Below are 17,262 nucleotides of genomic sequence, written 5' to 3'. Positions count from 1 at the left end.
TAGTGCTGAAAACCTGGTTCGAGATTCCGCTGTGGCAGCGTGTCATTACCGCTTTGCTACTGGGTGTTCTGACCGGTTGGGCCTGGGGGCCGGAAGCCGAAAGCATCAAGTGGATTGGCGACTTCTTCATCAAGTCGATCAAGATGCTCGTCGTCCCGCTCATTTTCTTCAGCCTTGTTTCGGGCGTAGCGGCGATCGGCGACTTGAGAAAGCTGGGTGCCGTCGGCGGGCGAGCCATGCTGCTCTTCGTCATTACCGGGCAGATTGCTGTCTGGCTGGGTCTTGGCCTCGGGACTTTTTTCGCACCGGGTAGCGGTGTCGACACCGCAGCCATCGCCAAGGGCGCGACGCCGGAACCCAATCCGACCACAGCCGTCGACATGATCCTCTCAATCGTGCCCGAAAGTCCGGTGCAGGTCATGGCCGATGTCGCCGTTCTGCCCCTGATTGTGTTTTCCCTGCTCGTGGGCGTCGGCATCCTGATGGCCAAGGAAGAAGGGGAGCCGGTCCAGAAGATCTTCGATAGCGGGGCTGTCGTTATGCAGAAGGTCACCATGGTGGTTATGGAGCTCACTCCCTTCGGCGTATTTGCGCTGATGGCCTGGGTGGCCGGGACGCTTGGCGTCGATGCCCTGAAGGCGCTCGCACAGCTTGTGGCGCTGAACTACCTCGGTTGCCTGATCATCATCTTCGGTCTCTATTCGGCGATGATAAAACTGCTGGCAAAGCTGCCGGTCAGGGATTTCTTCCGTGGCATAATCGATGCCATGGCAGTGAGCTACTCGACGGCAAGTTCCAATGCCACCCTGCCGGTTACGCTGCGCTGCGCCGAGCGGAACCTCGGTGTGTCCAACTCGGTAGCCAGCTTCGTCATCTCGCTCGGCGCGACGATCAACATGAACGGCACCGCCATGTATCTGGGCCTTGCGACGCTGTTCGGAGCGCAGGTCTTCGGGGTCGACCTGACCATGGGCGACTATTTCCTGATTTCCATCCTTGCGACGCTGGGGGCTGTCGGTGCGGCAGGGATACCGGGAGCGGGTCTCATCATGATGGCGCTCGTATTCGGTGCCGTCGGCGTCCCGCTCGAGACCATTGCCTTCGTGGCGGGTGTCGACCGGATCATGGACATGATGCGCACCACCACCAACGTCAGCGGCGATGCCGCCGTTGCGACAACGGTGGCTGTGATGACCGGCGAGATTGACAGGGGCGAGATGGTAAGCGCAGACGACGTCTGAGGGGACGAGTGACAAGACCCCGCTGGACAGTTGGGGGTCGCAATGGACCGGAAGCTTACACTCTACATCCTGATCGGCATGATCCTCGGCGTGATCGTCGGCCAAGTCATGCACCTCACTATGGATGCGGCAGTGGTCAAAGACCAGGTCGCGCCATGGCTGAAGCTGCTCAGCGACATATTCCTTAATCTTATCAAGATGCTGGTCGCGCCGCTCGTGCTTTCCACAATCGTCGTGGGCATTGCTCACATGGGTGACTCAGCAGCACTGGGCCGCATCGGGGTGCGTGCGCTCCTATGGTTCATCACCGCGTCGCTGATTTCGATCGGCCTTGGCCTTGTGATGGTCAATCTGTTCCAGCCTGGCGTCGGCGCGCCGATCCCCGATGCAGCAGAAGCCGCCGCAGCCGTGGGCGAAGTCAAGGAGCTGAAGGCTACCGAGTTCATTCTGTCGATCTTCCCCAAGAACGCGTTTGAGGCACTGGCGACAAACAACATCCTCCAGATCCTGGTCTTCTCGATCTTTGCCGGGGTCGCCCTTTCGGCCATCGGAAAGCGCGGGGAGGCACTGGTGAAGGGTGCAGACTCGCTCGCCGAAATGATGCTGCAGATCACCGGCTACGTCATGCGCTATGCTCCGATCGCGGTGTTCGGTGCCTTGGCCAACGTCGTCGCCGCGAGCGGTCTCGACATCCTTGGCACTTATCTGGAGCTTCTGCTCGAGTTCTACTTCAGTCTCGTGCTCCTGTGGATCATCCTGCTGACCATTGGGGCAGTGTTCCTCGGTCGCCGCATCACCACGCTGGTTCGCTATATTCGCCAGCCGCTGCTGATCGCCTTTTCGACAGCCTCCAGCGAGGCTGCCTTGCCCAAGCTGTTCGAGCAGTTGGACAGGTTCGGGGTGCCACGTCGCATTTCCGGCTTCATGCTCCCGCTCGGATACTCGTTCAATCTTGACGGCAGCATGATGTACATGAGCTTCGCGACGATCTTTATCGCGCAAGCTTACGGAATTGACCTGAGCATCGGCGCACAGATCATGATCATGCTGACGCTGATGATCAGTTCCAAGGGTATCGCAGCCGTCCCCCGCGCGAGCCTCGTCGTCATCACGGGAACACTCGCCATGTTCGGGCTCCCCGTCGAAGGCGTCGCAATCATCCTCGCCATAGACCAATTCCTCGACATGGGCCGTACGGCGACGAACGTGGTCGGTAATGCAGTGGCGACGAGCGTTATCACCAAGTGGGAAGGTATGCTGGAGGTCGAGGAGCCGGAATTCGTCGAACACCCCCACGCACCGTCGCATACTGCAGCGGGCGGGAAGGCCGGTCTCGAGCTCGACAGCGAAAATTTCTCGAAGGACTGAGGGGCGTTGGCCGCGCGTGCAATCAACTTGGCGGGCAGAAGGCCTCGCACACTGTAGCCGGCGCGGGCAGGAAGATCCCGCTGATCCGCATCCGCACACCGTTCTCCAGGCGGTAGGTTGCGACCTCCGCATGAGCGAGGGCATCGGCCTCGACCGGGCCACCCATGGGGAAGTATGCTGTGGTCGAACCAGCACCACCCCTGCGAGTGGGGATGGAAGCAGGAGTTCCGCCGTTCGTTCGCGAGGCGCGGATTTCTTCACCCACCTGGCCCATGGCGCCGGAAATCGCATCGCCCAGCGACCTCGCGCCGCTTTGTTGCGCAGGCGCGCCGCTCAGGATGACCGCAGTTTCGGTCGCATCCTGGGCCTGAACGCTGCCTGCGGACAGGATGACGATGGCGCCAAGGGCGAATGGCGTAACTCCACGCTTGATCATTTCGAGGGTCCTCCCTGCATGTCGGCCGAGACTGCGCCTTCGCAGTGTGGATGGCAAGCAGGGCGGCTCATGGCGCCGATACGGTTCGCCGATAGAGATGCCAGGTCGCATGCCCGAGCACGGGCAATGCCACCAGCAGGCCAAGAAACAGCGGCAGGATGGCGACGAAGAGCACTAGGGCAATGAACAGCGCCCACAACAGGAGAACCCCCGTGTTTGCTCGCAGGGCTGCCACGCTCGTGATGATGGCAGTGATGAAATCGACATCTCGATCGACGAGCATCGGAAGGCTCATGACGGTGATGGCATAGAACAGATAGGCGATGATCGCGCCAACGGCTCCGCCCACTGCCAGCATTGTCAGCCCGGTGCCGGAGCGGAGGAACTCCATGCCTTCACCCAATCCGGCGGACGCCACGAAGATCGCAAAGATCATGTGCGCGATGATCACCCAGAAGCTGAAGCCGACGAAGATGAAGCCGCCCATCAGGAGCAACTGCTGGTCCCCGTGACCACGCATGGCTCCCAGTATTGCGCCCCAGTCCATTGCCATGCCCAGTTCACGCCTGCGGCTGACTTCATAGAGTCCGACTGCGGCGAAAGGGGCAAGCAAGGGAAAGCCGGCGATGGAGGCGATGAGCCAGCGCGCCTGTCCGCTCACCATGAAGAGATAGTAGAGCGTTACGCCGATCGCGACATAGAACGAGGCGAAAAACAGGCCAAAGACCGGCCGCGCGGCAAAGTCGCGCCATCCCGCTGCCAGCGCCGAGACGAGGTCCGAGACCTTGAGGTCGCTTGCCACCGTGGGCCGGATTCCGCCGACGTCAGTATCCATCGCATCTTCTCCCCGGACATGAAAATGCCGCAGCCGCGGCGCCGGTTCAAGTATCCGTGGTTTCCTTGCGTCCCTGGGGCTTTTCCAGCACCTTCTTCCTGAAGCTGCAAAGATCGGCAACCTTGCACCGCCAGCATTCCGGCGTGCGTGCCTTGCAAACGTAGCGGCCGTGCAGGATCAGCCAGTGGTGCGCCCCCAGGCGGAAGGGTTGCGGAACGCGCTTTTCCAGCTTGGCCTCGACCTGCTCCGGCGTCTTGCCTTTGGCGAGGCCGGTGCGATTGCCGACGCGGAAGATGTGGGTGTCGACAGCAAACGTCTCCTGCCCGAACCAGCAGTTGAGCACTACGTTCGCGGTCTTGCGTCCCACACCGGGAAGGCGGACGAGGTCTTCGCGCCGGTCGGGCACCTCGCCACCGAATTCGTCGACGAGCAATTGCGAGAGCGCGATGACGTTCTTGGCCTTGGAGTTGAACAGGCCGATCGTCTTGATGTGCTCCTTCAGCCCCTCCTCGCCCAGTTCGAGCATCTGCTGCGGAGTTTTCACCTCGCGAAACAGAGCCCGCGTCGCCTTGTTGACACCGACATCGGTCGCCTGTGCGCTCAGGGCCACGGCGACCACCAGCTGATAGCAATTGCCGTACTCCAGCTCGGTCTCAGGCGAAGGATTGTCTTCGGCAAGCCGCCGGAAGAATTCGAAGATCTGGTCGCGGGTCATGGAAGGCAGTCGGATAAAGCTTTGGCCGGGTTATGCCAGCCTGACGTGCGCCACGTCACTGGCGTGGCCGTGAACGCGATCGTTCGAGCGCGGCGATTTTGGCTTCGATATGCTCGTCCTCGATATCCAGCGCTTCGAGGTGCCTGCGCATGTCATCGATGAGGTGATCGCGTCGACGCTGCATGGCATCTGAGAATGCAGCGACGATAATGCCGGTCGGCATGGCAACGAATGCGATGCCCGACATGGCGAGCCCCGCCGCAAAGACCTTTCCCAGAGGGGTGATGGGCACCACGTCGCCATAGCCGACTGTCGTCAAGGTGATGGTCGCCCAATACAGCGCGCGGGGGATTGAACCGAATGCTTCAGGCTGGATGTGCCCCTCGATCATGTAAAGCGCGGTGGCACCAAAAAGGACGAGGATGAATGCCACTGCGGCGGTGATGATGAGATCGTCGATGCGGTCGGATATCGCCCGCCACAACTCGGTGATGGCATATGAAAACCGGCCGAACTTCATTACCGCAATCACGCGCATCAGTCGCAACATTCGAAGCATTGCGGCATCTGCGACGATGAGTGGCATCAAGGTGGAAAGAACCACGAGCAAGTCGATAATGCCCAGTGGCGAGCGGATGAAGCGCCACCGCTTGTCCCACGCACTTCCCTCGCCTTCGTCCTCGGCCGCCGCGAAAATGCGGGCGAGGTATTCCAGCAAGAAGACGGTACCGAAGACGAACTCGCTCAGCAGTAGCGCGCGGTGCCAATGGGGTGGGATCGTTGGTTCGGTCGAGAGGGCCGCTGCGACAATAGCCAGGACGATTGTGATGATGAGCAGGCGGTTGAGAATGGTAAGGCGGCCGTCCGGATGCGCCCCGACGAACAATTGTTCGTGCAGCTTCGTCCGCAAGCCCGCCATGTCCTCCCCTCCTGTTCCCTTCAGCTAAATACCAAGAACCTCTTCCATCCGATAGCGTCCGGCCTCACGTCCGATCAGCCACTCGGCTGCCTTCACTGCGCCGCGTGCGAATATCGCGCGGTTTTCTGCGCTGTGAGAGAGAGTGAGGCGTTCCTCTTCGCCTGCCAGGATCACTGCATGTTCGCCAACGACGGTGCCTCCGCGTAGCGAGGCGAAACCGATTGCACCGCTGTTGCGTGCTCCGGAAACGCCATCGCGACCGCTCTCACGGTTCGAAGCGAGTTCGATCCCGCGCCCCTCCGCTGCTGCCTGCCCCAGCAGGAGCGCGGTCCCGGACGGCGCGTCTACCTTCCGGCGATGGTGCATCTCGACAATTTCGATGTCCCAGTCCGGGCCTAGCCGGGATGCTGCCTCGCGCACGAGATGAGCGAGGAGGGTGACGCCCAGCGAAGTGTTCCCCGTCTGCAGGACGGGCACCGCTCGTGCGGCGTTGTCGATCGCCAGGTGATGTACGTCTTCAAGGCCGGTTGTCCCGACGAGGATCGGAATTCCGGCCCCGATCGCGGCATGGAGATTGTGCTGGAGTGCTCCCGGAGCGGAGAAATCTACCAGAACGTCGCTGGCATCGGCGAGGCGAGCTGCGTCGCCGCCCTTGTCTACTCCGCCCGAAAGTTCGTGCCCGGCCGCGGCAATCACCATGGCAAGAGCATGACCCATCGCTCCCTCGCTGCCGATTATTCCGATCCGCGCCATTGCCACTCCTTTGTCGAAGTGGTTCATGGCCTTGATGACCGGTATTCGCAACATCGTGGTCCTGACAGGCGCAGGGATTTCCGCCGAAAGCGGGATCGATACATTCCGCTCCGAAGGCGGATTGTGGGAACAGCACCGGGTCGAGGATGTGGCGACGCCCGAAGGCTTCGCGCGCGACCCCGATCTCGTCCTGCGCTTCTACGACATGCGGCGCGAGGCGATCCAGACCAAGCTTCCCAATCCCGCGCATCAGGCCCTGGCGCGACTTGATGCCGCTTGGAAAGGCGAACTGCTGATAGTCACTCAGAACGTCGACGACCTGCACGAGCGCGCTGGAGCGAGGCGGGTCCTGCACATGCACGGTACCCATCTCAATGCCTGGTGTACTGCATGCGACACGCGGTCACCTTGGACAGGGCCGATGATCGACAGGCCTCCGTGCCCTTCTTGCGGCGCGCGTGCACTGAGGCCGGACGTCGTGTGGTTCGGTGAGATGCCTTACGAGATGGACCGCATCTATGGCGCGATCAGGCAAGCTGACCTCTTCGTGTCGATCGGCACTTCCGGCGCGGTCTACCCCGCCGCCGGATTCGTCCGCGATGCGCGCGAACTGCGGGTGCGGACCCTCGAACTCAATCTGGAGCGCAGCCAGGGTTCGCAGTGGTTTCACGAAAGTCGACAGGGGCCTGCCAGCAGGCTGGTCCCCGAATGGGTAAACGAGGTTCTAGGCGGCTGAACCGCAAGCCTTGCAGGCAGGGTCCTTGGCGATCATGAAGCTGCGCATTGCGGGCGCGGCCCCGTCGAGCAGGTGGACCTTGCCCCATTCGATCTCGCCCATGTTTCCTGCCCCTGCGAGAAGGATTCGGACGGCCTGCATCGCCGCGAATGTCGCCACCCAGCCTGCCATGGCGCCGAGCATTCCATCGTCGGCGCAGGTGTCGCAGTCCTCAGCATCGAAGGCATCGCCCACAAAACAGCGGTAGCAGGACTGGCCAGGCAAGTGACCGGCAAAGGCACCGACCTGTCCTTGGAAACGACCCACAGCGGCAGAGAGCAGAGGCACACGCTCGGCCACACAGGCGTCGGAAATGGCGAGGCGGGTGGAGAAATTGTCCGTCCCGTCGAGCACGAGATCGGCTCCAATGACGAGGTCGGGTGCATTCTCGACCGTGATACGCCGGTCGCTTATCCCAACCTGCAGTCCCGGATCGAACGTGCTCACCCAGCGCTTGGCAAGAACGGCCTTCCCGTGGCCGATATCACGCATGTTGTAGAGGGTCTGGCGCTGAAGATTGGAGACATCGACCTTGTCGTCGTCGACCAACGTCAATTTCCCGATACCGGCAGCGGCCAGATACTGGAGCGCGGGCGAACCGATGCCGCCGAGCCCGACAAGCACGAGATGCTTGCCGGCGAGGGCTACTTGCCCTGCGCCGCCGATTTCGGGCAGCACGATATGGCGGGCGAACCGTTCGAGGCGTTCCGGAGGCAGGCTCACGGCGCCTGGTCTTCCACCTCGGGCTGCCGCTCTCGTCGGAACCCATGCATGCCGTTCCACCATTGCAGTGCGATCACCGCGCCCTTCGCTGGCTGGAGCAGGGCGATCATCATGGCAATGGCCAATGGAATGATGATTGCGACCACGACCAACGGGGAAAGGTCATAATCGCCCGCCAGCAGGATCAGTACTGGCGCGAGCAGGTGCCCGGTTGCGAACATGGCGATATAGGCGGGAAAATCATCCGCCCTTTGGCCCGAGATATCGAGCGAGCAATGGGGGCATTTGTCGACCGGCTTCAGCCACTTGCGGAAGATTTTTCCGTCGCCGCAGCGGGGACAGCGACTCCGTACACCGCGCAGGATGGCGGCCCAGATCGTGGTGGGAAGGGAATAGGCGGCGATTTGCTCGCGTGTTTCGGTCATGGAATGCCTGTTGGCAGGCCGTGGAAGGCCTGTCGACAAGTCTCAGATGGGATCGACGTTTTTGGCCAGCGTCTTGAACCTGTTCCCGTCGGCCTGGCGCACTGTAATCGTCACTGCGCCGGTCTTGCTGACGTGGCGGTCTTCGACCTTGCCGACCTTGCCCTTGTGCGTTCCCGCAATGACGCGGCAGTCGATCCCGTTGATGATGGAATCGACTGCCAAAGCCGTTAGCTTTCGAGCTGCCTCAGCAGGCTGCGCACATCGCCGTCCATGTCGGCATCGCGTTGGCGCAGGTCCTCGATCAGGCGCACGGCGTGAATCACCGTCGAGTGGTCACGACCGCCGAACTTGCGCCCGATTTCCGGGTAGCTGCGCGGGGTCAGCACCTTGGCGAGGTACATCGCGACCTGGCGGGGGCGGACGACGGCACGCGCACGGCGCTTCGACGACATTTCCGCGCGGTCGATGCGGTAAAACTGGCACACGGTGCGCTGGATCTCGTCGATGGTGATCCGGCGGCGGTTGGCCGACAGGATGTCGGTCAGCTGTTCTTCAGCCAGCTGGAGTGACACTTCCTGCCCCGTCAGCTGGGCATAGGCGATCAGCTTGTTGAGGCCGCCGACCAGCTCGCGCACGTTGCGCGTGATGGTTCGGGCAAGGAAGTCGATCACGTCTTCCGGCACCGAGAGAGGCGCGAAGCGCGACAGCTTCGAATGGAGGATCTTCTTGCGCAGCTCGATATCGGCAGCGGCGATGTCCGCCACGAGGCCCATCGACAGGCGCGACAGCAGGCGGGGTTCGACACCGTCCAGTGCCTGCGGCGCGCGATCGGCCGCGAAAACCAGGCGCTTGCCCTCGGCCAGAAGCGCATCGATCGTGTAGAGCAGTTCCTCCTGCGCCGATGCCTTGCCGATGATGAACTGGATGTCGTCAACCAGCAGCAGGTCGAAGCTGCGCAGGCGGGCCTTGAATTCCAGCATCTGGTTGGCCTTCAGCGCCTGGACGAATTCGACCATGAAGCGTTCGGCGCTGCAGTAAAAGATGCGGCTGCGCGGATGGGCCTGAAGGAAGCTGTGGCCGATGGCGTGCAGCAGGTGCGTCTTGCCCTGGCCGGTCGCGGCCTTGAGGTAGAGCGGGCTGAACTGCGGTTTTTCCGTTGCCGACATGCGCTGCGCCGCATTGAAGGCCAGCACGTTGGCTTCACCGGTGATGAAGGCGGCAAAGGTAAGCGACGGGTCGAGGCCCACCGAAGAGGTGAAGCCGGTGTCGCCCAGCGTGTCGGCGCTGATCGCCATCATGCTGGTGTCGGCACCGTCGTTTGCCGGGCGGCGGCCGTCGGAATGCAGGCGCAGGTCGGCGACCTGGCGGCGACCCGGATGCACCTGGATGTTGACGTGGCGCACTTCGCTGCGCGCGATCTTCCACGCCAGGCTCAGCCGGTCGGCGAAGCGGTCCTTTACCCAGTTGGCGCTGAATTCGGTCGGCAGGAAAAGGTCGAGCGTTCCCGTGTCCTTGTCGATGCCGCCGACCTGGATCGGTTTGATCCACTGGCTGTGAAGTTGATGCCCCAAATCCTTGCGGAGGCCCTGGCTGATGTCCGACCAATCGGCGGCCAGGTTAACGGCTTCGCTGTCTTCCATGAAATCGTCTGTTGCCTTCCGCTTGTGACCCGCGTGTTCTGATCCCTTACCCATCGTAGTCAAAAATCCCCCGAGCTGGCATCACCATGTGACGCAGCAATCCATCAAATCGCAGTTGTGTCGTTCGGGCAAAGCGTAGCCCTTCTCCGGAATCCACCTTTCCCGGAGTATCCCCCAAGCTGTCTGGTCATGTGAAGCCGGGACTGTCCCGTTCCCGGCTGTGAACACAGGTGTAAGTCGCACTCGGATTGAGTCGCAAGGGGGATAACTGCAAAAAAACTGAAATAATGTTGTTGACTCGCCGCAAGCCGCAGAGTTGCGTTCAACACGCTGAAATTAAACAGGAACCACGATATCGCCGACGCGAATCGTTGGAATCCTTAGAGTTTGATTGCGCCCGCGTTACGATACCGCAACGCAGCATGTCCGAGACACGACAAAAGGCCGCTGCCCACGGCAACGGCCTTGTCGAATTCGATACCCAAATGGGTGACAAGCGGAGCTCGCAAGGAACTCCGAAAGCGCGAATCAGAGAGCGCTGACGCGCTTGGTCAGGCGGCTCATCTTGCGCGAAGCGGTGTTCTTGTGGAGCACGCCGCGGGCAACGCCGCGAGCCAGTTCGGGCTGCGCATTGGCCAGGGCTTCCTTGGCTGCGTCCTTGTCGCCACCTTCGATCGCGGCTTCGACCTTCTTCACGAAGCTGCGGATGCGGCTCATGCGGGCACCGTTGACTTCGGCGCGACGGTCGTTGCGGCGGATGCGCTTCTTGGCTTGCGGCGTATTGGCCATGTTTGTCCTCGTCAGGCCGCGCGAGATACGCGGCGGAATAATCTCTTAAAAGCGTGCGAAAACGGCGGCAGGACCGCCGGAAAGCGGCGCACTTAGCGACCGACCCGCGAATCGTCAAGCGAATGCTTGGACCGTTTCGCCGTAACGGAACGGTGGATTGCGACGGATGTACACCTACATAGGTGAGCAAGCCGGAAAGGAAACACCCACAGTGAGCGAGAAGACGATCTGCAGTGATGAAGAGTGGCGCGCAAAGCTGACGCCCGAACAGTACCACGTCCTGCGCGAGGCGGGTACGGAGCGTGCCTTCACCGGCAAGTACGACAAGCACTACGATGCCGGCGAATATTATTGCGCCGGCTGCGGCCAGAAGCTGTTCGAGAGCGACGACAAGTACAACAGCGGCTGTGGCTGGCCCGCATTCACTGCGCCGGCGGAAGGCGAAGCGGTCGAGGAACATCGCGATACGTCGCATGGCATGATCCGCACCGAAGTGACCTGTTCCAATTGCGGCGGTCACCTAGGTCATGTCTTCCCTGACGGTCCGCGCGACCGCGGCGGCCTGCGCTATTGCATCAACAGTGCGGCGCTGGAATTCGAGCCGGGGGATGAAAAACCCGCATAGTCTCAATCTCCAAGTGTCGTTCACTTGGGGTTAGACCTCGCCTTTGCAGATTGTGGCCGATATAGGGCGAGGCGCAGACAAGGGATATCCCGCTAAAGATGGAAAAGAGAGGGAGTCGCCGCAAGAAGGCGGCGCGCAGCGAAATGGCCCGTAGGGCCGAGGCCGACCGCCCGCAAAGTGGCTGGCGGCGCTGGTTGCGCAAGATCGTCATCTGGGGCGGCTCTCTGGCGCTGCTTGGCGCCTTGTTTCTCGGCCTCGCGGTGGCCTTCGCCGCGCGCTCGATGCCGAGCTTCTACCAGCTCAAGGCCACCCAGACGGCCCAGACCATCGTGGTCCGTGCGCGCGACGGAACTGAAATCGTCGCCATCGGGCCCAGTTACGGCAAGTGGCTCTCGTCCGACCAGATCCCGCAGGTGATGAAGAATGCGATGGTCGCGGTCGAGGATCGCCGTTTCTACATGCATCCCGGCGTCGACCCCTACGGTCTCGCTCGCGCGGTCTATGTGGCGATAACGGGCGACAAGCGCGTTTCGGCCACCTCGACGATCACCCAGCAGCTCGCTCGCAACGTCTTCCTCAACAATAACCGCTCGCTCGACCGCAAGGCGCGGGAAATGATTCTGGCGATGGCGCTGGAGGCGAAGTTCTCGAAAGAGCAGATCCTCGAGCTCTATCTCAACAAGGTCTATTTCGGCGGGGGTGCCTACGGCATCGATTCTGCCAGCCGGAACTTCTTCAGCCATCCCGCGACCGAACTTTCGACTGCCGAGGCCGCCATCATTGCCGGCCTCGTGAAGGCGCCGAGCCGCTATTCCCCGACCGCCGACGTCGATGCCGCCGTGGGCCGTGCCAGCGTCGTCCTGCGCCTGATGAAGGAACAGGGGATGATTGCCCCCGACGTGACAGTCGATCCTTCGGCGGTGAACCTGAAAGAAGAGAAGGGGCAGAATTCGGTCCGCTACTTCACCGATTGGGCACTGCCGCAGCTTGACCTGCTGCTGCCCGAGACGTTCGAGCCGATCGAAGTCTGGACCACGCTCGACACCGGCATGCAGCGTGCTGCCACTGCCGCGATCAAGGGCAATGTTCCGGGCGGTGCCCAGGGCGCCCTCGTCAGCCTCGACCGGGATGGGGCCATTCTCGCGCTGGTCGGGGGCACCGACTATGTCGAGACCAGCTATAACCGCGCCACAGATGCCTTGCGCCAGCCGGGATCGAGCTGGAAACTGTTCGTCTACCTTGCCGCGCTCGAAGCGGGCTACACGCCCGATGATCGTGTGGTCGATACACCGGTAACGATCGACGGATGGAGTCCGCGCAACTCATCGGGCCGCAATGTCGGCGAAATCGACGTGCGCACTGCCTTTGCCTACTCCATCAACACGGTTGCGGCACAGCTGGGTAACGAGGTTGGCTTCGGCACGGTTGCATCGATGGCAAAGCGCTTCGGCATCACCACGCCGATCAAGACCTATCCCTCCATGGTGCTGGGGTCGAACGAGGTTCGCCTTATCGACATGACGAGGGCTTTTGCGGTCCTGTCGGCGAAGGGCGCATCGGTCGAACCCTATGGCATCGTCAAAGTCACCACGGCGGGCGGCAAGCTGCTCTACCAGCACGAGCGGCGGCGGTCTTCGCAACTGGTCGCGGACTACGTTGCAGCAGGCATGACCGACCTTTTGCAAACTGCTGTCAACACGGGCACGGGGCGCGCGGCACAGATCGGCCGTCCGGTCGCCGGCAAGACCGGGACCACCAGTTCGAACAAGGACGGTTACTTCGTCGGCTTCTCCAGTGGCATCACCACTGGGGTCTGGATGGGTCGCGACGACAGCAAGAAAGTTGGTGGATTGCAGGGAGGCACGGCCCCGGCGAAGGCCTTCGCTGCTTACATGCGCTACGCAGTGAAGGGTCGTCCGGTCGAAGAGTTCGATACGGACCTCAAGCTGCCCGAGTGGCAGCTTGAACCGGACGACGAATACATGCTCGGCGATCCTGACGATTATTATTTCGTCGACGAGCAGGGCAACCTGATCGAGCCCGGCGAACCGCAGGGACCGCGCGATGATCCCTTCGGGGACGCACAGCCTGGACCGGGCGAGGCGCAGAGGCCGGGACGCGGTGCGGACGGCGCGCCGCAGGCGGTCGGAGACGACTTCCTCGACGAAGCAACCGGTGCGCGTCGTGACAGGCGACCGCGCCCGAGCCAAACCCCGACACCCCAGCCGAGCATCGAAATCATTAGACCGCGCTAGGAAGCACCGGGGAGCAAATACAGAAAGGGCCCCGTACCTGCATCGGTACGGGGCCCTTCGCTATTGGTCAGGCGCTGATGCTAGCGGAGGCGGACTGCCACATACTGCGGCGGCCGACCGCGGCGCTGGATGCGCAACAGCACTGCTTCGCGTCCATCGCGCTTGGCCGTGGTGATGGCACCTTCAAGATCTGAGGGACCGGTCACAGCACGATAGTTGGCGGTGAGGATAATGTCCCCGCGCTGCAGCCCCTTGCGCGCCGCGTCGGAATTGGGGTCGACGCCAGCGATGACGAGGCCCTGTGTATCCGCACCGGCGCCCAGTTGGCGTGCGATCTGCGCGTTGAGCGACATGACCTGGAGGCCGAGGCCATCTTCGATCGTCTTGTTGTCGCCTGGCTGCATGTCGTCGTCCTGGTCTGCATCGGGATCGAACTGCTGCTGCTGGCGGAGTTGCTCTTCGCTCGGGCGCTTGCCTACCGTGGCATTGAGCTTGCGGCGCTGGCCGTCGCGAATGATGTCGATCGGGATGGTCGTGCCCGGGCGGATGTTGGCGACGAGGTAGGACAGGGTCTGTTCGGGCGTCACTTCCTTGCCGTCGACCCGAAGGACGATGTCACCGGCCTGGATACCGGCCTTTTCCGCCGCTTCGCCCGGCTGGACCGATTGGACGAACTCGCCCTTGTTCTGCGGGATACCGAGCGAGTCCGCGAGGTCTTCGGTCACCGGCTGGATGCTGACGCCAAGATAACCGCGCTCGATCTCGACACCCTTGCGGAGCTTCTCGACGATCGGCGCGGCGGTTTCGGCAGGAATGGCGAAGCCGATACCCACGCTTCCACCCGAGGGCGAGAAGATGGCGTTATTGATGCCGATCACATTGCCCTGCATGTCGAACAGCGGCCCGCCCGAGTTGCCGCGGTTGATGCTGGCATCGGTCTGGATGTAGCGGTCATAGGCACCGCCCGAACCGGTGGTGCGCTGGATTGCCGAGACGATACCGCTGGTAACCGTACCGCCAAGGCCGAAGGGATTGCCGATCGCAACGACCCAGTCGCCCGGACGAGCCTGGCGGGAATCGCCGAACTCGACGAAGGGGAAGGGTTCGCGGCGATTGATCTTGAGCACGGCAAGGTCCGACTGGGCATCGTTGCCGACCAGTTCGGCCTCGTATTCAGTGCCGTCGGGCATGGTCACGGTGATTTCCTCCACCGTGCCGCGGCCGCTCGGGCTGACGACGTGGTTGTTCGTCACGACATAGCCGTCTGCCGAGATGATGAAGCCCGAACCAAGCGACTGGCCTTCCTGGTACTGCGGCTCCTGCTGCTGACCGCGGCGACTGCCGAAAAGGCCTTCGAACGGCGTGCCGGCGAAGGGGTTGCCCTGCTGCTGGACCTCGATCTTCTGGCGAGTGGAGATGTTTACGACCGCCGGTTGCAGCTGCGCGGTGAGATCGGCGAAGCTTTCGGGGGCCCCAGCGCGCGGGACAACACGCGCCATGTGGGAGTCATCGTTCTGGGCAACTTGCGCCCCGGCGGGATAACCGGTGGCGAGAGAGATGGCAGCGCCACCGACCAGCAGCGCACTCGTTACGGAATATGCATATCGCACGGGCTTCACGTCCTTTTCATCCTCTTCATTGCTTGCGGCGCACGCGGGACGGCGGGGGTTTCCGACTCTCGTGCGGCGCGAATTCCGGGCGAAATCTCGCCTTTCCCGCTGAATGCCGATTGAACGAAGCCTTGCGACTTCGACAAACCGTCAACGGCGTCCGCGAAACTGCCTCAGATACTCGTTGTCTGGCGACAGGATCACCGAAGTGTCTCCCTTGCCTTGCTCGAACGTCCGGCGGTAGCTCTCCATCGCGCGGTAAAAGTCGTAGAACTCCGCGTCCTTGCCATATGCTGTCGCATAGATGCGAGCGGCTTCGGCTTCGGCTTCGGCGCGGATGATCTGCGCATTCTTCTCACCCTGCGCACGAATTGTCGCGGCTTCTTCCTGCCGGTCGGTCTGCATGCGGGTGAATGCGGCTGTGAGCGGTGCACCATCGGGCAGGTCAGCGCGCTTGATGCGCACGTCGATGACCTGTGCCCCATATTTGCGTGCCTGGGTATCCAGCGTCTTGGTGATGTTGGTCATCGCCGTTCCACGCTCTGCAGTGAGCAATGCGGAGAAGGGACGTCGTCCCAGTTCCTGGCGCAATACCGAGGTAAGAATCGGCGAAAGCTGGGTGCGAAGGTTGTCTTCGGTTCCTGCGTTCTCAACCATCAGGACTGGGTCGATGATGCGGAACCTGGCATAGGCGTCTACCTGCAGGCGCTGCTGGTCGTTCGACAGAACCTGCTGCCGCTCCATGTCGAGGTCGAGGATTCGCTTGTCGACCAGTTGCACGCGCTCGTAGCCGGGGATGCGCAGCACGAGGCCCGCGCCGGTCTGGCCGAAGTCGCGGTTGGGTTCGAACCGGTTTGCGACACGGTCGGGGCGACCGGCCTGAATGATGACCGCCTGCTTGGTTTCCGGGACGATCACTGTCGCGCTTGCAAGCACGAGCAGGCCGAGGATGACGGCGATGATGGTCGGCTTGTGGTCCTGCCAGATGGTGTTCATGTCAGCGGCCCTCCGGTCCGGTCACGACGGTGGGAGCGTCCTGCTCCTTCGCGCGGCGACGCACTTCGGGCAGCGGCAGGTAAGGGGTCACCCCATTGGCCTCCACGATGGTCTTGTCGGTTCTTCCAAGCACACTTTCCATGGTTTCGTAATAAAGGCGGCGGCGGGTCACTTCGGGCGCCAGCTTGTACTCGGCGTAGATCTTGTCGAACGCAGCTGCGTCACCCTGTGCCCGGGCCAGCACGCGCTGGGCATAGGCGCGGGCAGAGTTGACTGCGGTCTCGGCATCCTGCTGCGCCGCGGAAACATCCTTGAACGCCTCGACCACCTCATTCGGCGGATCGGTCTTCTCGATTTCGATGCCTTGAACCGCGACCCCTGCCTTGTAGGCGTCAAGGATTGCCTGCATGCGGCTGCGTACGCGAGCTTCGATGTCGGCGCGGCCGGCGCCCGAGAGCACGCTGTCGAGATCCTTTTCGGCGACCGAGGCGCGCATGGCAGCTTCGGCCACTTCGCGAATGGTCTCTTCCGGCTCGGCGAGCTGGAACCGGAACTGGCGCAGGTCCTTGATGTTCCAGCGAATGAGATAGCTCAGGTCGACGAGGTTCTGGTCCCCCGTCAGGATCAGCTTCTGCTCAGCGGTTCCAGGAATGCTTTCCGAACGGATCTGGCTGACGTTCTCGATATCGACTGTCTGGATCGGCCAGGGTGCAGTGAAGTTGAGGCCCGGTGTCAGCGTGCGCGAATACTTGCCGCCCAACCAGCTGACCACTCCCTGCTCGCGCGGGGCAACCTGGTGCACCGCGGTGGCAAAAAACCACAGGGCAACGACGCCGAATACGGCAACCGGGAACCAGCTCTTGCCGCCGGGACGCGGGGGCAGGCGAAAGTTCGGGCCGCCCGATCCACCGCCTCTGCGAGGGCCTTCAGGGCCGCGATTGCGGAAAATGTCCTCGATATTAGCCGCGCGGCGACCTTCATCGGCATCACCGCTTCGCGGCGGGAGCCAGGGATTGCGCGGCCCGTTCGACTTGCCGCCGTCGTTCCCGGCATCGCCCGCAGGCGTTCCGTCGCCTTCCGGTCCTTTACCCGAACCGCCGCCCCAAGGGCTTTTCTTCCCGGCCATTGCCAGCCAGATCCTCTGTCCGAACCCGTCC

At 62.4% G+C, this 17,262-nt stretch carries 18 protein-coding genes; 5 read left to right on the top strand and 13 right to left on the bottom strand.

Going from position 1 to position 17,262, the window contains the following annotated elements:
• The first annotated feature begins 2 nt into the window (after nt 1-2).
• Complete coding sequence (locus RAM60_RS10515; protein ID WP_369026809.1) at nt 3-1,241, top strand: dicarboxylate/amino acid:cation symporter; 1,239 nt, start codon at nt 3-5, stop codon at nt 1,239-1,241.
• 42 nt (nt 1,242-1,283) lie between these two features.
• Nucleotides 1,284-2,609 (top strand): dicarboxylate/amino acid:cation symporter, encoded by a 1,326-nt coding sequence (locus RAM60_RS10510; RefSeq protein ID WP_369026810.1) that lies wholly within the window; start codon nt 1,284-1,286, stop codon nt 2,607-2,609.
• A 22-nt stretch (nt 2,610-2,631) separates the two neighbouring features.
• Here the strand turns inward: RAM60_RS10510 and RAM60_RS10505 are convergent, their stop codons facing one another.
• The 5 genes from RAM60_RS10505 to dapB all read right to left on the bottom strand — a co-directional run bounded on the left by RAM60_RS10505 (nt 2,632) and on the right by dapB (nt 6,267).
• Nucleotides 2,632-3,045, bottom strand: a complete 414-nt coding sequence (locus RAM60_RS10505) for a hypothetical protein (protein ID WP_369026811.1) — start codon at nt 3,043-3,045, stop codon at nt 2,632-2,634.
• A gap of 67 nt (nt 3,046-3,112) precedes the next feature.
• On the bottom strand, nt 3,113-3,880 hold the full coding sequence (locus tag RAM60_RS10500) for a DUF2189 domain-containing protein (RefSeq protein ID WP_369026812.1): 768 nt from the start codon (nt 3,878-3,880) through the stop codon (nt 3,113-3,115).
• Nucleotides 3,881-3,926: 46 nt separating this feature from the next.
• The gene (gene nth, locus RAM60_RS10495; protein ID WP_369026813.1) at nt 3,927-4,595 is read right to left on the bottom strand and encodes an endonuclease III; all 669 of its coding nucleotides are present in this window, start codon (nt 4,593-4,595) and stop codon (nt 3,927-3,929) included.
• A 55-nt stretch (nt 4,596-4,650) separates the two neighbouring features.
• On the bottom strand, nt 4,651-5,514 hold the full coding sequence (locus RAM60_RS10490; RefSeq protein WP_369026814.1) for an ion transporter: 864 nt from the start codon (nt 5,512-5,514) through the stop codon (nt 4,651-4,653).
• 24 nt (nt 5,515-5,538) lie between these two features.
• A complete protein-coding gene (dapB, locus tag RAM60_RS10485; protein ID WP_200984287.1) occupies nt 5,539-6,267 on the bottom strand; it encodes a 4-hydroxy-tetrahydrodipicolinate reductase in 729 nt (242 codons plus the stop codon).
• Nucleotides 6,268-6,301: 34 nt separating this feature from the next.
• Between dapB and RAM60_RS10480 the strand changes: the two genes are divergently transcribed.
• Nucleotides 6,302-7,003, top strand: a complete 702-nt coding sequence (locus RAM60_RS10480) for an NAD-dependent deacylase (protein WP_369026815.1) — start codon at nt 6,302-6,304, stop codon at nt 7,001-7,003.
• On the opposite strand, the gene RAM60_RS10475 is transcribed toward RAM60_RS10480, so the two are convergent.
• The 5 genes from RAM60_RS10475 to rpsT all read right to left on the bottom strand — a co-directional run bounded on the left by RAM60_RS10475 (nt 6,992) and on the right by rpsT (nt 10,619).
• Complete coding sequence (locus tag RAM60_RS10475) at nt 6,992-7,765, bottom strand: HesA/MoeB/ThiF family protein (RefSeq protein ID WP_369026816.1); 774 nt, start codon at nt 7,763-7,765, stop codon at nt 6,992-6,994. The genes RAM60_RS10480 and RAM60_RS10475 overlap by 12 nt on opposite strands.
• Entirely contained in the window at nt 7,762-8,190 is a 429-nt protein-coding gene (locus RAM60_RS10470; protein ID WP_369026817.1) for a DUF983 domain-containing protein, read from the bottom strand. Before RAM60_RS10470 ends, RAM60_RS10475 begins: the two co-directional genes overlap by 4 nt.
• Nucleotides 8,191-8,232: 42 nt before the next feature.
• Nucleotides 8,233-8,412 carry a KOW motif-containing protein gene (locus RAM60_RS10465; protein WP_369026818.1) on the bottom strand — a complete coding sequence of 60 codons (180 nt, stop codon included), beginning with the start codon at nt 8,410-8,412 and terminating at the stop codon, nt 8,233-8,235.
• A 5-nt stretch (nt 8,413-8,417) separates the two neighbouring features.
• A complete protein-coding gene (gene dnaA, locus RAM60_RS10460; RefSeq protein WP_510639707.1) occupies nt 8,418-9,830 on the bottom strand; it encodes a chromosomal replication initiator protein DnaA in 1,413 nt (470 codons plus the stop codon).
• Between the two features lie 528 nt (nt 9,831-10,358).
• A complete protein-coding gene (rpsT, locus tag RAM60_RS10455) occupies nt 10,359-10,619 on the bottom strand; it encodes a 30S ribosomal protein S20 (RefSeq protein ID WP_200981318.1) in 261 nt (86 codons plus the stop codon).
• Between the two features lie 211 nt (nt 10,620-10,830).
• Between rpsT and msrB the strand changes: the two genes are divergently transcribed.
• Entirely contained in the window at nt 10,831-11,244 is a 414-nt protein-coding gene (msrB, locus tag RAM60_RS10450; RefSeq protein WP_369026819.1) for a peptide-methionine (R)-S-oxide reductase MsrB, read from the top strand.
• A 98-nt stretch (nt 11,245-11,342) separates the two neighbouring features.
• Nucleotides 11,343-13,499 (top strand): transglycosylase domain-containing protein, encoded by a 2,157-nt coding sequence (locus RAM60_RS10445; protein ID WP_510639705.1) that lies wholly within the window; start codon nt 11,343-11,345, stop codon nt 13,497-13,499.
• Between the two features lie 80 nt (nt 13,500-13,579).
• On the opposite strand, the gene RAM60_RS10440 is transcribed toward RAM60_RS10445, so the two are convergent.
• The 3 genes from RAM60_RS10440 to hflK all read right to left on the bottom strand — a co-directional run bounded on the left by RAM60_RS10440 (nt 13,580) and on the right by hflK (nt 17,231).
• The gene (locus RAM60_RS10440; protein ID WP_369027344.1) at nt 13,580-15,109 is read right to left on the bottom strand and encodes a Do family serine endopeptidase; all 1,530 of its coding nucleotides are present in this window, start codon (nt 15,107-15,109) and stop codon (nt 13,580-13,582) included.
• A 150-nt stretch (nt 15,110-15,259) separates the two neighbouring features.
• On the bottom strand, nt 15,260-16,105 hold the full coding sequence (gene hflC / locus RAM60_RS10435; RefSeq protein ID WP_200981315.1) for a protease modulator HflC: 846 nt from the start codon (nt 16,103-16,105) through the stop codon (nt 15,260-15,262).
• 1 nt (nt 16,106) lies between these two features.
• Entirely contained in the window at nt 16,107-17,231 is a 1,125-nt protein-coding gene (hflK, locus tag RAM60_RS10430) for a protease modulator HflK (protein ID WP_200981314.1), read from the bottom strand.
• Nucleotides 17,232-17,262: the final 31 nt, after the last annotated feature.

It is taken from the genome of Qipengyuania sp. RANM35, from assembly GCF_041021145.2.
Classification (GTDB): Bacteria; Pseudomonadota; Alphaproteobacteria; order Sphingomonadales; family Sphingomonadaceae; genus Qipengyuania; species Qipengyuania soli.
Note: the sequence above shows the minus strand (reverse complement) of the source record. Positions and strands in the feature narration are given on the sequence as shown.